The organism is Pseudomonas caspiana, assembly GCF_040224095.2.
Taxonomy (GTDB): Bacteria; Pseudomonadota; Gammaproteobacteria; order Pseudomonadales; family Pseudomonadaceae; genus Aquipseudomonas; species Aquipseudomonas caspiana.
The window spans coordinates 3,559,683-3,574,720 of record NZ_CP167995.1; the positions used below are offsets into that span (position 1 = coordinate 3,559,683).

Annotated in this window: 14 protein-coding genes; 2 read left to right on the top strand and 12 right to left on the bottom strand. The window is 57.4% G+C overall.

Annotation, left to right across the window (positions count from 1 at the left end; genetic code table 11):
• Positions 1-318 precede the first annotated feature (318 nt).
• The 3 genes from ABRP31_RS16265 to ABRP31_RS16275 all read right to left on the bottom strand — a co-directional run bounded on the left by ABRP31_RS16265 (position 319) and on the right by ABRP31_RS16275 (position 3,408).
• Entirely contained in the window at positions 319-1,158 is an 840-nt protein-coding gene (locus tag ABRP31_RS16265) for an amidohydrolase family protein (RefSeq protein WP_349969325.1), read from the bottom strand.
• 82 nt (positions 1,159-1,240) lie between these two features.
• Positions 1,241-2,530 carry an MFS transporter gene (locus ABRP31_RS16270; protein ID WP_087263816.1) on the bottom strand — a complete coding sequence of 430 codons (1,290 nt, stop codon included), beginning with the start codon at positions 2,528-2,530 and terminating at the stop codon, positions 1,241-1,243.
• A 146-nt stretch (positions 2,531-2,676) separates the two neighbouring features.
• The gene (locus ABRP31_RS16275; RefSeq protein WP_167384290.1) at positions 2,677-3,408 is read right to left on the bottom strand and encodes a GntR family transcriptional regulator; all 732 of its coding nucleotides are present in this window, start codon (positions 3,406-3,408) and stop codon (positions 2,677-2,679) included.
• 169 nt (positions 3,409-3,577) lie between these two features.
• Here ABRP31_RS16275 and ABRP31_RS16280 point away from each other — a divergent pair, with 169 nt between their 5' ends.
• A complete protein-coding gene (locus tag ABRP31_RS16280) occupies positions 3,578-4,585 on the top strand; it encodes a DUF4917 family protein (protein ID WP_372488814.1) in 1,008 nt (335 codons plus the stop codon).
• 195 nt (positions 4,586-4,780) lie between these two features.
• On the opposite strand, the gene ABRP31_RS16285 is transcribed toward ABRP31_RS16280, so the two are convergent.
• The 7 genes from ABRP31_RS16285 to ABRP31_RS16315 form a co-directional block, all read right to left on the bottom strand.
• Entirely contained in the window at positions 4,781-6,070 is a 1,290-nt protein-coding gene (locus tag ABRP31_RS16285; protein WP_349969326.1) for an MSMEG_0569 family flavin-dependent oxidoreductase, read from the bottom strand.
• 143 nt (positions 6,071-6,213) lie between these two features.
• Entirely contained in the window at positions 6,214-6,534 is a 321-nt protein-coding gene (locus ABRP31_RS16290) for an MSMEG_0570 family nitrogen starvation response protein (RefSeq protein ID WP_349969327.1), read from the bottom strand.
• A 1-nt stretch (position 6,535) separates the two neighbouring features.
• Positions 6,536-7,564: a sll0787 family AIR synthase-like protein gene (locus ABRP31_RS16295; protein WP_349969328.1), complete on the bottom strand. Its 1,029-nt coding sequence runs from the start codon at positions 7,562-7,564 to the stop codon at positions 6,536-6,538.
• Positions 7,557-8,117, bottom strand: a complete 561-nt coding sequence (locus tag ABRP31_RS16300; RefSeq protein WP_349969329.1) for an MSMEG_0567/Sll0786 family nitrogen starvation N-acetyltransferase — start codon at positions 8,115-8,117, stop codon at positions 7,557-7,559. The genes ABRP31_RS16295 and ABRP31_RS16300 overlap by 8 nt, the downstream gene beginning before the upstream one ends.
• Before the next feature lie 25 nt (positions 8,118-8,142).
• Positions 8,143-9,225 (bottom strand): MSMEG_0568 family radical SAM protein, encoded by a 1,083-nt coding sequence (locus ABRP31_RS16305; protein ID WP_349969330.1) that lies wholly within the window; start codon positions 9,223-9,225, stop codon positions 8,143-8,145.
• Positions 9,212-10,180 carry a Nit6803 family nitrilase gene (locus ABRP31_RS16310; protein WP_349969331.1) on the bottom strand — a complete coding sequence of 323 codons (969 nt, stop codon included), beginning with the start codon at positions 10,178-10,180 and terminating at the stop codon, positions 9,212-9,214. Before ABRP31_RS16310 ends, ABRP31_RS16305 begins: the two co-directional genes overlap by 14 nt.
• Positions 10,181-10,359: 179 nt before the next feature.
• Positions 10,360-10,842: an MSMEG_0572/Sll0783 family nitrogen starvation response protein gene (locus ABRP31_RS16315; protein ID WP_087263801.1), complete on the bottom strand. Its 483-nt coding sequence runs from the start codon at positions 10,840-10,842 to the stop codon at positions 10,360-10,362.
• 239 nt (positions 10,843-11,081) lie between these two features.
• On the opposite strand from ABRP31_RS16315, the gene ABRP31_RS16320 reads away from it, so the two are divergent.
• The gene (locus ABRP31_RS16320) at positions 11,082-12,983 is read left to right on the top strand and encodes a sigma 54-interacting transcriptional regulator (protein ID WP_349969332.1); all 1,902 of its coding nucleotides are present in this window, start codon (positions 11,082-11,084) and stop codon (positions 12,981-12,983) included.
• Between the two features lie 4 nt (positions 12,984-12,987).
• On the opposite strand, the gene ABRP31_RS16325 is transcribed toward ABRP31_RS16320, so the two are convergent.
• Entirely contained in the window at positions 12,988-13,614 is a 627-nt protein-coding gene (locus ABRP31_RS16325; RefSeq protein WP_349969333.1) for a retron system putative HNH endonuclease, read from the bottom strand.
• Positions 13,601-14,959 (bottom strand): AAA family ATPase, encoded by a 1,359-nt coding sequence (locus ABRP31_RS16330; RefSeq protein ID WP_349969580.1) that lies wholly within the window; start codon positions 14,957-14,959, stop codon positions 13,601-13,603. The genes ABRP31_RS16325 and ABRP31_RS16330 overlap by 14 nt, the downstream gene beginning before the upstream one ends.
• Positions 14,960-15,038: the final 79 nt, after the last annotated feature.

The following is a 15,038-nucleotide window of genomic DNA, read 5'->3' on the forward strand; positions in this document are numbered from 1 at the left end:
ACTCCTACAGATCCCATGTTTGCTGCGCGACAGCGTGGTGTCACGGACACCGGGGCGATTCCTATAATGAATGAACCCTGTAGGAGCGCACGAGCCGCGAGGCCGCGATGGCGGTGTGTCAGGCATCGCAGCCTTCGGCAGCGCCTACAGATCCCATGTTTGCTGCGCGACAGCGCGGTATCACGGACACCGGGGCGATTCCTATAATGAATGAACCCTGTAGGAGCGCACGAGCACCGCGAGGCCGCGATGGCGGTGCTTCAGGCAGGACGCTATCGCAGCCTTCGGCAGCTCCTGCGGGTCATTTACGATTTCATTTCAAGGCACTTGAAAGCCAAACAGCACCCGCGGCGCATCGACCATCAAGCCACGAAGTTCAGCGCCGGAACATCCAAGCCCCTGCAACTGACCAATGACCCGAGCGAAATCAACCTCACTCTCATGCTGCGTATGCGGCCAGTCACTGCCCCATACCAGACGATTCAGACCGAAGCACTTGATCAGCAAAGGCATGGCCGCCCTGGCAAAAACGGCGTTTTGCTCAGCGCTGCCACCCAGACGGTAAATAGCCGAAACCTTGACCCATACCCGCCCGCTCAAACCACATTCCAGCAAGGCCTGAAATGCCGGATGATCAATTCCGAGCAGCGCGTCAGGCCGGCCAAAGTGATCGACCACAATCTTGCAGCCGAACGGCATCAGGCCACGAATCAGGGCAGGAATGTCTTCTACACCGCGATGCAATTCCACGTGCCAACCCAACGCCGAGACTTCATCAAGAAGACGCTTCCAGGCCGGCTCGGTGAAGTCAGGTAAAGGCTTGCCCATCAGATTCAGACGAATCCCGACGATGCCCTGCTCGTCCATCTGCCGCAGCTCTTCGCGGCTGATGTCACTGTCAACCACCGCCACCCCACGCAGTTGCCCGGGAGCTCTGGCCAGCGCGTCCAGCAGGTATTGATTGTCAGTGCCGAGAAAGCTCGGTTGCACGAGCACGCCGTGGCTCAGACCGTTGTCACGGAGTTGCTGCAGATAAGCCTCAAGGGTGGCGTCATAGTCGGGCGTATAACGGCGACCTGCCGTCAGGTTCAGATCACGGCTGAACACATGGGCGTGGCCATCGATACCGATGATCGGGAAAGTACTGGAATCAGGCATGGAGCTCATCTATCAAGGAGGCGCGGTGCATACGCACCGCGCGTGGATCTACTGCAAACCAGACGCTGAATCAGACATCAGGTCAGGCTTGCTGTGGCGCTTCACGTCCTTGAGTCGCATCAGTTTCAGGCGTGGTCGCTTCCAGACTGCGGCCACGGGTTTCGGGCAGGCAAAGCGCGGCGATCACTGCCACGCCGTAGGCGATACCGGCATCGATGCCGATGGCGGTGCCCAACGACATGGACTCGCTCATGTGACCGACCATGAACGGGAACACTGCCGACAGGACACGGCCGAAGTTGTAGCAAAAGCCCACCCCTGCACCGCGCACATCTGCCGGGTAAAGCTCGTTGAAGAACGAACCGAGACTGGCCGGAATACCGGCGGCAAAGAAGCCCAGCGGGAAGCCCAGGAACAGCATTTGCGTGTTGGTCAGCGGCATAAACACATAGCACTGCACCGTGACCACGCAGCAGATGGCGAACAGCAGGATGTTCATGCGGCGACCGATACGGTCAATCAGGAAGCCACTGGCAACGCAACCACACCAGAACGCAACGATGATCACCGCCAGATAACCGCCGGAGTTCAACACCGACAGGTTGCGCTCGGTTTTCAGGAACGTCGGCAACCAGGTCATCACCGCGTGGTAACCACCGTGAGCCCCCAGACCGAGGATGCCGCCAAGCAGGGTTACCCGCAGCAGTTCAGGACGGAAGATACCGGCCATGGACTTGAAGAAGCTTTTCGGCGTGGTCTTGTCTTTTTGCTGACGCTGGAAGCTGTCCGGCTCTTCAACGTTACGGCGTACCCAGATGATCAGCAGGGATGGCAGCAGACCCACGAGGAACATCGCCCGCCAGGCAATATCCTGTGGTACCAGCGAATAAATCAGGGTGAAGACCAGCACAGCCAGGCCCCAACCGACTGCCCAGGCGCTCTGCACAGTGCCCATCACCTTGCCGCGATATTTGGACTGGATGGTTTCTGCCATCAGCACCGCACCGGCCGCCCACTCGCCGCCGATGCCGAACCCTTGCAGCGCCTTGACGATCAACAGCTGGTTAAAGCCGGTGACGAATGCCGACAGAAACGTGAAAAACGAGAACCAGAGAATCATCCACTGCAGAGTGCGTACCCGACCGTACCGATCCGACAGCGTACCGCCAACCCAGCCGCCCAGCGCCGACGTCACCAGCGTCACGCCGCTGATTAACCCGGCATCGCCCTTGGTCAGGGCAAACGCGGCAATCAGCGCGGGAATCGCCAGACCGAACATCTGTACTTCCAGCGCATCCAGTGACCAGCCACCAAAGCAGGCCCAAAACGTTTTGCGCTCACGAGGAGTGACTTGGCGATACCAACTGAACATGGTTTTTTGTCCTTAAAAGGGGTTACCCGGCGACGCTGCATGGGTCATATGGGAGCGAATTCATTGGCGAATGAATTCGCTCCCACCTGTGCATCCGTTTCAATCCAGGCAATTGCGGTTGTTTTATAAAAGCTGCGGACGAACCGTCAGCGGATTTCCACGCTGTAACGGAAATGACTGGCGTGCCCACGCGAGCGGCGCCACTCCAGAGGTTCCCCGGCGTAGTTACGCGCCAGACGTTCAATCACCACCACCGGGCTGTTGACCGGAATCTGCAATAGACGCGCATGCACGTCGCTGACCGCTTCTGCCGTCAGGCTTTCTTCGGCGTAAGCGACCACTTGACCGCACAACGCTTCATAGATCGGGTAGAGCAACGGCCCCTGTCGCTGAAGGTCGTTGTCGAGCAAGGCCTGAAACTGAACCCGAGGCAGCCAGATTTCCTCGGCCAGCACCGGCTGCGCATCGAGCAAACGCAGGCGCACCATGCGAATCACCGGCGCGTCCGGAATCAGGCCAAGTGCCTGACTGACCGCCGACGGTGCAATCATGGGTTCAATCGACAGAATCCGGCTTTCCGGCACCTGCCGGGCACCCGAAGCGGTCTGGAAGCGGAAGAAGCGGAACAACGAAGACTCAAACTGCGGACGACGGATAAACGTGCCACGGCCTTGCTGACGCTCAAGAATATTGTCGGCAACCAGCATGTCGATGGCTTTGCGCACCGTGCCGGTGGACAGGCAATACTCGCTGGACAGTGCAGCTTCGGTAGGAATCGCCTCGCCCGGACGCCAGCGATTATTGGCAATCTGCTCGGCTAACTGGTCGCGCAGACGTTGATAGAGGGGTAAACGTTCGTCACTGGATAATCTGTTCATATTTTTATTTATCTAGTCATCTATATGAATGCGAGGCGAAGTATTGTCGCGATATCCAGGGTCGTCAAGGTAACCAGACGACATTTTTTCGTCCCGTTCTATAAGATGATCAGCTTTTAGCCCTTGCTGCTTCTGCAGAGGGTGATCTTTAAATGTGTAGCGAAGCGAGATGATGCAATTGACGGAAATTGATGCCGGACTGGCTGACTGGAACGACCTGAGAAATGCCCACGACGAAAGCTGGGGGTTATTGATGGGCAACGGTGCGAGTCTGGCGGTCTGGAAGAACTTCGCTTACGACTCGCTGTTCGACCTGTCCCAGACCACGCGCAGCAACCCGATGAGCCGCACTGAACTGGCCGTGTTCAGCGCCATGGATACACACAATTTCGAGCCCGTGCTGGCTGCGCTGAAATCAGCAATGCGGGTCAATGCTGCGTTGACCATCAGCTCTTCGTCGCCACGCAACCGTTACTTCGCGATCAAGGAAGCGCTGATCCACGCGATCCGTTCGGTGCATATTCCGTGGAAGCTGATCGAGGCCAATACCCTCGCCCGGCTGAACTCGGAGCTTCAGCTTTACACCAGCGTCTACTCAAGCAACTACGACCTGCTCGCTTATTGGGCTGTCATGCACGCGCCGGAGCACTTTGACGATTTGTTCAACGATGAGGCGACGTTCAATCTGCATTCTGTCAAGACCAACGCAACCCGTGTGCTGTATCTGCACGGCGGCATGCATCTGGTGAAAAACCTCGATGGCACGGTACGCAAGCTGTTGTCATCGGAAAGCTCGCTGCTGGGCAGCTTCGCTATCAATGCACTGGACGATGTGCCGCTGTTTATCAGCGAAGGCACCAGCGCCGAAAAGATGAAGCTAGTCCGGACTTCGGATTACCTGTCGTTCTGTCATGGGCAACTGGCGCAACATGCTGACGCGCTGTGCATTTTCGGTCATGCACTGGGCAAGCAGGACGCGCATATCGTCGCCGCTATCCGCCAGGCTCGGCCTAAGCGAATCGCGATCTCGGTCCTGCCGCGCAGCGCTGCGTTCATCGAGTTTCAGAAGCGGCATTACATTGAGTTGCTGGGTGATCTGGGTACCGAATTGAGCTTTTTCGATGCGAAGAGCCATCCGCTGGGCAGTGCGGAGTTGTTGGTTTCCAAAGCGCCGTAGTATCGCTTGTCCAATGACCTTCTAGCGGCCAAAGCCATTCTTAGGGGATTGCGCTCCTTTCAAACAAAAATGCAGCTACCAGATCTGGAATGCTTTTCTGTAGCTCACGGGCACCGCGAGGCAGCGATGGCGTCTTGTCTGATGCACCGCTATCGCGGCCTCGCGGTGCTCGTGCACTCCTGCCGGTCAGTAAGCCTACCCCGCACCTACCCGCCGCATTGGCGCCAACGCTTCAGCGATGTGCGCCACCAGATACTCAGCATCGCGCGCCACACCGGAAAACCTGCCCGAACCCCAGCTGTACAGCCACGGCAAGCCAAGGAAGTACAAGCCCGGCTGGGCGGTGATACCCCGTTTGTGGCCGGGATGGCCGCGACCGTTGAACACGGGCGCTTCGACCCACGAGAAATCAGGCGTAAACCCGATGCACCAGACGATACTGGTGATGCCCGCCGCGTTCAGATCCAGCTCGGTACGCTCTTGCTCAGGCGTCCATTGCGGTGAATAAACCTCACCGGCCTGAGCATCGATACCGTGCTCCAGAATGTATTTGTCGATGGAAGCATTGATCCGGTTATAGACCGCGTCAGCGCTGTCGAGGCTTTGCCTGAGGTTGCTGGCAAATGTCAGCGTGCTGTCCTGCAAGCTTTGCAGACGGCCGAACAACTCCATGCCTTCAGTGGCAAAGCGGCGCAGGTCGATGTCGCGACCGCCATCACGCCCGGTGACGTAATGGTTGGTGTTGTCGCGCACGCCTTCCCGTAGTGGATGCGTGTCGACACCGATGTCGTAGTAGCCCATTTCGGCCAGCCAGTCGACTACGTCCTTGCCACGATAAAAGCGTGCGCAACGGGGTGCGTCGCCGACCGCCAGATACACCTTGCGTCCGGCCAGGTGCAGATCTTCGGCAATCTGCGCACCGCTTTGCCCGGAGCCCACCACCAAGACATTGCCTTCAGGCAGCGACTCAGCGTTGCGGTATTGCTCCGAGTGAATCTGGGTAATCTGCGTTGATACACGCTCGGCCAGACGCGGAATGATCGGCGTGTGATAACCGCCCGAGGCGACGATTACCTGATCAGCAGTGAACTCGCCTCTGGAGGTATGCACCTCAAAGCCGCCAACGGCTCTTGGCAACACACGCTGGACCACCACGCCCTCAAGCGCAGGCGCACTCACTGACGCGACAAAGCCCGCCAGATACTCGTTGATTTGATCCTTGGTCATGAAGCCATGAGGGTCTTTACCTTGATACTCCACGCTGTAGCGATAACCCGGCAGCGCGCACTGCCAATTGGGGGTGACCAGGCTGAAAGCATCCCAGCGCTGGGTACGCCATGTGTGGGTCAGGCTGTGCTTTTCCAGTACCAGGTGATCAATGCCGTGGGCCTGTAAATAATGGCTGGCAGACAACCCGGCCTGCCCGCCGCCGACGATGATCACGCTGTGATGGGGTGGTTTGATTGACGTGAGAGGGCTGGTCATGGGGGCTCCGGGATATTTAATTGAAATGAGTCCGTTGTGGGAGCCGGGTTTGCCCGCGATAAGAAAGGACACGATTCGATGTCAAACCGCGTCCAGCCTTATCGCGGGCAAGCCCGGCTCCCACAGGACCGCGACGTACTAGCCTAAAAAGAACTCCATCCCGAACTCGGCACGCGCCCGCCACCTTCAGTGCGCATGCTGATGACCTGCACCGCGCCCTCTTCCTGACGCATGGCCTGGCCCTTCAGGGAGTTAAGGGTGTCCATCGCCGAACTGCAGTAGAAGCCTTTGACCTGCTTGACCCGCTCCGAAGCGTTGTTTAGGCCGCCCTCGATGCGAGCCAGAAAGTCCGCCAGCGGATAACTGGCGCCTTCCTGCAAGTGGTCGTAGATCACCGTCGAAGGTGAATAGCCGGATGCTTCTTTGCCGTTGGGCCAGCGAATGGTGAAATTGACAGCGGGCATGTCAGTGCTCCTGTTGGGTATTCAATGAGGACAGATCAAGGTGGCCGTAACTGAAGCCGGTGAAGGCCTGTTCGGCGAGATTCCAGAATGACGCGTGTTGCAAACCCGTCTGCACAGTCAGCGCAGCGCTGGCGTTGACCTGACCGATGCGTTCGCAGCACAGCCCTTCAAAGGCGAAGGCGGCCTGCACGTTGGGCCAGTCTTTTTCGTCAAGGGTCATGAGGAAGCCGTAGCTGGGGAAGACTTGCAGCCAGCGCTGCGGATCTGCATCCGGCGGGCATGGCAGTGCGCTCAAATCCACATGCCCGCCACAACCGGTGGCCTCCAGCAGCATCAGCAGGCTGCCCAATACTCCCGCGTTGCTGATGTCCTTGGCGGCATGCAGCAACTGCGCTTCGGCCAGACGTGGCAACACTTCCAGCTTGCTGCGCAGCCGTGAAGCCGGGACACCTTCGAACGCCTTCCAATAGGGTGTGTCCGCGTGCCACTCGCCTTCGAGGTCAACCGCCATGGCAATCACTTGCCCCGGCGCGACATGCAGGCTGGACAACAATTTGCTGGCGATACCGGTAATCGCCACGGCCAATGCCGTCGGGTTACCGTTGGCCAGGCTGGTATGCCCGCCCGCCAGCATCAACCCGTAGGCTTCACAGGCGGCGCGAATCCCTGCCAGTACCTGCTGCGCGGCGTCTTGATCATGGTGCCAATACGCATTGACCACGGCGGTGGCCCTACCGCCCATGGCAGTGATATCGCTGACATTTGCCATCACCGCTGACCAGCCAGCGAACCACGGCGCAGCGCTGACGAATCCCGGCAACATGCCTTCAATCGCCAACAGCTGATAATGCTCGCCGCAGGCAATGGCGGCGGTGTCATCGCCGGGCAAGGCGTACAACTTGGCACGGGTGAGCGTTTTGTCCATCACACCGATCAATGAGGCAGACTGCTGAATAGCCTGCTTGGAGAGCATCGCCGGGGTGTTGCGCAACAGGTCGAGCAGTGCTTGCAGATCGTTGATCTCACGCATGGCGAGCCGCCTTCAACGTGCGCAGGGACACCTGACGCGGCATGAAGGGATAGCGCGTCAGATCGGCCTGCATCAGGCAGTGAGGTTGGCCGAGCAATTCAAGGTGATTCAGGGTCTGCCAATGCAGCGCCTGAAAATACAGCTCGTTCGCTGTTTGCACGGTGGCGTGAAAGACCTCGCAGCCCAGATCCTTGGCCCGCGATACCGCTTCGTTAACCAGCGCCTTGCCAATCATGCTGTGGCGTCGATAGGCCGGCGCAACGCACAAGCGTCCGCCAAACCACAGGCCAGGTTCGGGCTGGTAAATCCGTACCGCGCCGACCACCTGATCAGCCATGCCGCAATTACCGGCCAACGCAACAATCGCAATCGCCTGAAAGTCGTGACCGTCCTTGTCTTGCGCCAACAGTTGTTGCTCATCGGAGAACACCGCACGGCGTAGCGCATAATAAGCCTGTTTCTCCCAATATTCGGTGGCCGGTTTAACCAGCAGTTCACCGGCACGAAACGGCTCGAACGTGCTGTCGACAAGCGCAAAGGCAAGGCTGGACATAGCGTTTCTCCCTGGATAAACCGGCTTACTCGTAGTTCTTCAATGCCGAGCACGCGCCGCACTTGGCGCAACCGGCGTTGATCTGCTCGGAATGCAAACCGTGGCGACGCAGGCTTGCGCCGATCTGCGGGTACAAGCGCGCCATCATGGCGCTGTCGGGTTTGGGATGACGGGCCAGTGGAGTGCCGTCGATGGGTACAAAAGGCACCACGAACGGGTAAACGCCCAATTCGCACAAACGCTCACTCATTTCGGTGATCGCCGCTTCGCTGTCGCCGAGTCCAGCGAGGATATAAGTGCTGACCTGACCGCGACCGAACACGTCGACCGCCGCACTGAACGCATCGAAATAACGCGACAGGGGCACTTCGGCCTTGCCCGGCATGATCCGCTGACGAACCGCGTCCGTAACCGCCTCCAGGTGCATACCCAGTGACACCACTCCGCTATCGCGCAGACGGGTGAACCAGGCGTCGTCATCCGGCGGCTCGCATTGCGCCTGAATCGGCAGATCTACTGCGGCCGTCACCGCGGCTGCGGACTCACACAGAATGGCTGCACCGCGATCAGGTGTTTGTGGCGTGCCGGTGGTCATCACCATGTGTTTGACGCCATCGAGCTCAACCGCCGCTTTTGCCACTTCAGCCAGTTGCTGCGGACGTTTGCGGGCAATGGTTTTACCCGCTGCCAAGGATTGGCCGATGGCGCAGAACTGGCAAGAAGTGCCGCGATCATTGAAACGGATGCAATGCTGCAGCACGGTCGTTGCGAGTACATCGCTACTGTGCAATGTGGCGATTTTCCAGTACGGAATGCCGTCATCGGTGCTCAACCCGTAAAACTTCGGCACGCCGGGCATTTTCACTTCGCCGACCTGTAAACCCTGACGAAAGATCAACGCCTGGCTGCCGTCTTCGCTGGGCTGCGCCTGATACGGAGAATCCTGAGAAGCCTGATTGAGGATCGGCACCATCATGGTCCGACTGCCGAAACTGAGCGCCTTGTGGTCCGATGGACCGGCGCCACCCTGCCGCGACAAACCATTGTGCGCCGCAGGCCAGCGCACCCCGTGACATTGCAGCTCGGCCAGCAATTCATTGGTCTGCATGGGCAAGCTCCTCGGTTTTCAACTGCGCTGCGCGTTCGTGCACATGGGCAGTGGGGGTGCGATCAATCAGCAGGCTGAGCAGTTCCGGACGACTGTAGTGCCCCACCGAATCCATCATGCGTTTACGCTTGTCGATCAATGCCAGATCCAGATCAGCAATCACCCAGCCTTCACCGGAACGCAGTGGCTCGCCGAGCAACTTGCCTTCTGGAGAGACAATTGCCGTGAAGCAACCGCCGGAAATTGGAGCCAGGCTGCAGCCGGTGTCCTGCATGATCTGCCCTTGCTGATCAGCGTCCAGCCAAGCCGTGGCGTTGACCACGAAGCAGCCGGACTCAAGGGCGTGATGGCGGATGGTGACTTCGATCTGTTCGGCAAAAATGTCCCCGACCAACGAACCGGGAAACATCGCCACATGAATCTGCTCGCCATCGGCCATCAGCGCGTAGCGGGCCAGCGGGTTGTAATGCTCCCAGCAGGCCAGCGAGCCAATGCGTCCGACGGCGCTGTCCACGGCGCGCAACCCGGAACCATCGCCCTGCCCCCAGACCATGCGCTCGTGGTACGTCGGGGTGATTTTGCGGCGGTGCTGAATCAGCGTGCCGTCGGCATCAAACAGCAGTTGCGCGTTGTAGATCGTGCCGCCATCGCGTTCGTTAACACCGATGGAAGCGACAATCCCCGCTTCGCGACAGGCCTCACCGATCTGTCGGGTCACCTCGGAAGGCACCGTGACGGATTGATCGAGCAGTTTCAGGTGTTCCTTGCCCATGGCGAAAGGCGGTTGGACAAAGGAGAAATAGGGGTAATACGGCACCACGGTTTCCGGAAAAACCGCGAACTGCACGCCCTCGCGCCCCAGCGCCAGCAAGGTGGTACAGAGCTTGGTGACAGTGGCGTCCCGGGAATACAGCACCGGGCTGAACTGAACGGCGGCGGCGCGGATGGTGGTCATGGTAGAGGTCCTGAAAATTTGGGCGGCTTTCATGAAACTGATTTGAAATGAGATCCAACTGTGGGAGCCGGGCTTGCCCGCGATGCATGAGACGCGTCTTGAAGATACACCGCGTTATCGTTTATCGCGGGCAAGCCCAGCTCCCACAGGTGCATTCCATGCAGGCACCGCGTATTCTGTTACGCCGTCCAGGTATCGATAATCATCGCGCCCTCGCGGCGCATGAGCAGGCGCAGGTCCATAACGTCCAGCGGGTTGATAGGCCGAATACCTTCGATCAGGGCTTTTTCGGTCTGGCCGTACAGAGCCTGCAAGGCGAAACGGCAGGCGTAGACTTCGCCGCCTTCGGCCATGAACGCCTTGATCTGGTTGTTTACTGCCAGATGGCCGGGGAAGGCTTCCGCGCCTAGCGTCGGGAAACCGCGCTGCACACCCAGTTGCACGCCTGGCCCGTACAACAGGATTTTGGTCTCGAAGCCTTTGCGCAGCAGGCGCTTGGCCTGGAGCATGTTGACCAGCCCGATGGAACCTTCGAAAGCGATGGTGTGAAACGTGAGCAGGGCTTTTTCGCCGGGTTCGGCTTTGACGTCCTCGAAGACTTTTTCTTCGTAATTGACCAGGAAGTCGCCGTCTTGATAGTGAGCAATGTCCACGCTTGGCATATCGTCGTTCTCCAGTAAGTCATGTTTTTATCAGCGGCTTGCAACCGCCGGGGTGACAAGAGGGAGAGAGCGAACGCCGTGCCAAAAATAAAATTGTTGTGCGTATGCAGGCTAACTCACTGATTATCTTCAAGATTCAAATCTGATCCGGTTTTTATGGAGCTATCTGAGCCTATCGCTGGATCACGCATTCCCGTAGAAATACGAATCTTCGTAGCGCTGAATCACGAGATTTCGTAATGAGCGAGCCAGATTCTCTGACCGGCTGGGCCGATTTGGCCTATTCCTCGCGGCACATGGTGTTCGAACACTGCGCCGAGGCCATCGCCCTCCTCGACCCTGTAGCAGATCGCTTCGGCGACCTGAATGTGGCGGCCTGCAAGTTGCTCGGCTATCCACGTCAGGAACTGCTGGAGCTGCCGGTCAGCAAGTTGTTCGGTCATCAACTGGCCGATCTGATCGTCTTTACTCAAGCAGTCATGAATAAAGGCCGCGGCTGGACCGAGGACCTGAGCTGCAATTGCAAGACCGGCGAGCGTATCGAGCTGGAGTTATCGGCGACCATCCTGCAGGTCAAAGGCAACCCGCAGCTGATTCTGGTAATGCGCGAAGCTAGCCATGAAAAGTATCAGCGTGATCAGGCCCACACCGAGCGCACCATGCGCGGCGGGCTGCTGGAATGGCGCAATATTCTCAACCTGTTTCAGGAAACCGAGCGCGACAATCAATTGCTGCTCAGCGCCGTGGGTGACGGTATTTACAGCATCAATACCGACGGCCTGGCGACTTTCGTCAACCCGGCCGGCGCGCGCATGTTGGGCTGGGAACCGGCAGACATGATCGGCAAGAACATCCACCGCATTCACCATCACACCCACGCCGACGGCAGCCATTACCCGGTGGAAGACTGTCCGATTTATAAAGCGGTACGCGATGGTGTGGTTCATGAGGGTCGGCAGGAGGTCTTCTGGCGTCGGGATGGCAGCTCGTTCCCGGTTGAGTTCACCAGCACGCCGGTGATTGCCGATGGGCGAATTGCCGGTGCGGTGGTGGTATTCCGCGACATCACCGAGCGGCGGACCACGGAGAACCAGCTGCACAACGCGCTCGAAGAGCTCAAGGTGCTCAAGCAGCGCCTTGAAGAGCAAAACGCATATCTGCAGGAAGAGATTCACATCGAACACAATTTTCGGGAAATCGTCGGCCAGAGTGAGCCAATCCTGAAAATCATCAAACAGATCGACGTCGTCGCGCCGACCGACGCCAGCGTGCTGATCAATGGAGAGTCCGGGACTGGCAAAGAGTTGATTGCCCGGGCGATCCATCAGGCCAGTCGACGCAGCGCCAACCCGTTGATCAGGGTCAACTGCGCAGCGATTCCCACTGAGTTGTTTGAAAGCGAGTTTTTTGGCCATATCCGCGGCGCGTTTACCGGAGCGATTCGCGACCGCGTCGGGCGCTTCGAACTGGCGGATGGCGGCACGCTGTTCCTTGACGAAATCGGCGAGATCCCGCTGGAGCTACAGAGCAAGCTGTTGCGGGTTTTACAGGAAGGTCAGTTCGAACGCGTGGGTGAAGAACGTACCCGCAAGGTCGACGTGCGGATCATCGCGGCCACCAATCGCGATTTGCGTCAGGAGGTGACCGCCAAGCATTTCCGCGAGGATTTGTATTTCCGTCTGAACGTTTTTCCGATCCAGTCCCCGGCTTTGCGCGAGCGGCCGATGGATATCGCGCCGCTGGCTGCACACTTCCTCAAGCAGACCGCCAAGCGCCTGAACATGCCAGGGCGTCGACTGCGCAACAGCGACATCGAGCGCCTGCAGCGCTATTCATGGCCGGGCAATATTCGTGAGCTGCAGAACGTGATCGAACGCGCGCTCATTACCTCTCACGGTGCTGATTTGAATATGGACTTGCCGGATGAGCCCAACAAAATCGAAGCCGCCCCTGCTCTGCTTTCCGCCACGAGCATCATGACCGACGCTCAAATGAGAGAACTGGAACGAAGCAACATGCAGGCGGCACTCAAGGCCTGTAATGGCAAGTTGTTCGGCAAGGGAGGTGCAGCAGAGTTGCTGGGTTTGAAACCGACGACATTGGCTTCACGGTTGAAGCGGCTGGATATTGAGGTGGGGTGAGCTGCTAAGCCCGGAGACTTTGAATGACATTGACCAAAACAGGCGAAAAGGCCTGGAGCTTTTGTTCACAGTCAACCTGGCGAAGATCGTCTAAGAGCAGATCGAGCAAATCGTCAGGGGTGAGCCTGAGCTCGGCAGCCCCCAAACCTCCGTTGCTATAGAGCAAAGTATCGACCATTGCCCTTCGCTCGTCCCTCAAGCCACGATTATTGAGGTTCAGAACCCTAATGCTGGCGTGCGCCCTCTCAGTTAAACCTTCTACTGCACCAGATAACTCGAACTGCAACTCTGTTTCACACTCATCCATCAGCGGTGTTAGCGGCAACGGTTGACTACGATGGGCTTCGCCACATCGTCCGGACTTGTTGCAACTAGCGACGATATTTTGAAAATCCAGAGTCCTGTTAGGCGCCAAATCCTGAGCTTCGACATGCTCATTATGAGAACTCTTTTTCTCGGCAGATATTCCACGGCAGCAATAAGCGCACAAACCATTCTGCTCGACGACACACGCCTCTCGGATGGCATCTTTAATCTCACCGTGACCAACCAAATCCTGATAACGGGCGCCTGGATTCCTTCGCATCCATGTTTCAAGGACCGCTAAACCTCCCTTTTCAATTTTTCGCATGACGCACTTCCTGCTTTCGGATCAACAACGCGGCTTTGGCCAATTCAATATGGTCTGCCGGTAGCTCGCCAGCCAAGATTCGATAAACTGTGCGAGCCTCATCCAGTTGACCCCTCACAAGAAAATATTGCAACTCATCAAGGCTAGCTTGAACTGTGGTGTTACGGATATCGGTATCCATAACACTCAACAACACTTGGTTGGCATCCAAACCATAGAGACTGTCCTGCTCATGTAACTCACCATCGCTCATCACATATACCAATACATCTTTGGAATCGCTGATGACCAAGGGGGAGTGGGTGGTCAACAGGAACTGACAGTTCGGAAAGGTCATGGTGAGCTGCTCAATCAGTTTACGCTGCCATTTCGGGTGCAGATGAAGCTCTACTTCGTCGATCAAGACGATTCCGTTACCGTGCAAAGGGTTTTCCAGCGCCGGGTTCATCATCGCGAGGCGTCTGGCAATATCCCCTACCAATGCCATCATCGATTTTTCCCCTTGCGAGAGCTGAGACACATTTAGAGTGCGCCCCTCTTTATCAATGGCCATATGCAAACGTGGCTTTCGCTTAACACGCAGATTATTGAATCCGGGCATAAAGGCTTCTACTGCAACTCTCACGGCTGTCAGTTGGCGATCACGTGATGAAGCATGCACTTGCGACAGCAGTTTCCACATCGCGCTGTCTTGTGGGAATTTCTGAGCGAGCCCATGCAACAAATCTGCAGAGATCCCCATTTCGTTTTCATTGTCCTCACGTTCTCTGAACCACTCAAAAAATCGGCGAAAATCTACGCCTCTCGCGAGCGCGTTGTCATACCCATCGAGTTGGTCAAACGTATGTTTAGAATGAACTTTCAGAGGAATTTCAAGGACAGAACGCTCAACTGGGTAATAAGCCACCATCGGCAATGACGCGCGCTCGCTCTCCGTCAACAGCGAGCGATAGCTGTCAGCCAAAAGATTCAGATCACTCAATATCGACACTGAAGCCGCTTTACGACCCTTTTTCGCAGTTGTTATCGTCCAATGACAAGAAGAGCAGTGGACAAGAGGATCAAAACTAAAAGCATCATTTACCTCAACGAGTATCGAGGCTGAAGACGCATCGTTGCGAATCGCCGACTCATCGATACGGTTACCATTGCCTTTCTCCGTACGAATCCGCGCCACCAACCAACTCAGTGAAGTAGCCAGCGACTTGAGCAGTGTGGTCTTACCCGCACCGTTGTTCCCAACCAATACCGTTATATTGGACTCATGCTGCTGGGTAGGCGCCAAAGGGACCTCAAGGTCGACAAAACGCCCCACATTAATGAGCCTGAAGCTTTTGATTTCCATGTAATCCCTGAAGGGCCTGATCCAGATTGAATGAAAGGCGAAGTATGCCACCCATTGCCAGGCTTGAATCATCGATGAA

Excerpts from the sequence above, each read along its gene's own strand:
- ABRP31_RS16305 (WP_349969330.1), bottom strand. The coding sequence starts at position 9,225 with ATGCAGACCAATGAATTGCTGGCCGAGCTGCAATGTCACGGGGTGCGC.
- ABRP31_RS16295 (WP_349969328.1), bottom strand. The coding sequence starts at position 7,564 with ATGCGTGAGATCAACGATCTGCAAGCACTGCTCGACCTGTTGCGCAAC.
- ABRP31_RS16310 (WP_349969331.1), bottom strand. The coding sequence starts at position 10,180 with ATGACCACCATCCGCGCCGCCGCCGTTCAGTTCAGCCCGGTGCTGTAT.
- ABRP31_RS16330 (WP_349969580.1), bottom strand. The coding sequence starts at position 14,959 with ATGGAAATCAAAAGCTTCAGGCTCATTAATGTGGGGCGTTTTGTCGAC.
- ABRP31_RS16320 (WP_349969332.1), top strand. The coding sequence starts at position 11,082 with ATGAGCGAGCCAGATTCTCTGACCGGCTGGGCCGATTTGGCCTATTCC.
- ABRP31_RS16285 (WP_349969326.1), bottom strand. The coding sequence starts at position 6,070 with ATGACCAGCCCTCTCACGTCAATCAAACCACCCCATCACAGCGTGATC.
- ABRP31_RS16325 (WP_349969333.1), bottom strand. The coding sequence starts at position 13,614 with ATGCGAAAAATTGAAAAGGGAGGTTTAGCGGTCCTTGAAACATGGATG.
- ABRP31_RS16300 (WP_349969329.1), bottom strand. The coding sequence starts at position 8,117 with ATGTCCAGCCTTGCCTTTGCGCTTGTCGACAGCACGTTCGAGCCGTTT.
- ABRP31_RS16290 (WP_349969327.1), bottom strand. The coding sequence starts at position 6,534 with ATGCCCGCTGTCAATTTCACCATTCGCTGGCCCAACGGCAAAGAAGCA.
- ABRP31_RS16280 (WP_372488814.1), top strand. The coding sequence starts at position 3,578 with ATGATGCAATTGACGGAAATTGATGCCGGACTGGCTGACTGGAACGAC.
- ABRP31_RS16275 (WP_167384290.1), bottom strand. The coding sequence starts at position 3,408 with ATGAACAGATTATCCAGTGACGAACGTTTACCCCTCTATCAACGTCTG.
- ABRP31_RS16265 (WP_349969325.1), bottom strand. The coding sequence starts at position 1,158 with ATGCCTGATTCCAGTACTTTCCCGATCATCGGTATCGATGGCCACGCC.
- ABRP31_RS16315 (WP_087263801.1), bottom strand. The coding sequence starts at position 10,842 with ATGCCAAGCGTGGACATTGCTCACTATCAAGACGGCGACTTCCTGGTC.
- ABRP31_RS16270 (WP_087263816.1), bottom strand. The coding sequence starts at position 2,530 with ATGTTCAGTTGGTATCGCCAAGTCACTCCTCGTGAGCGCAAAACGTTT.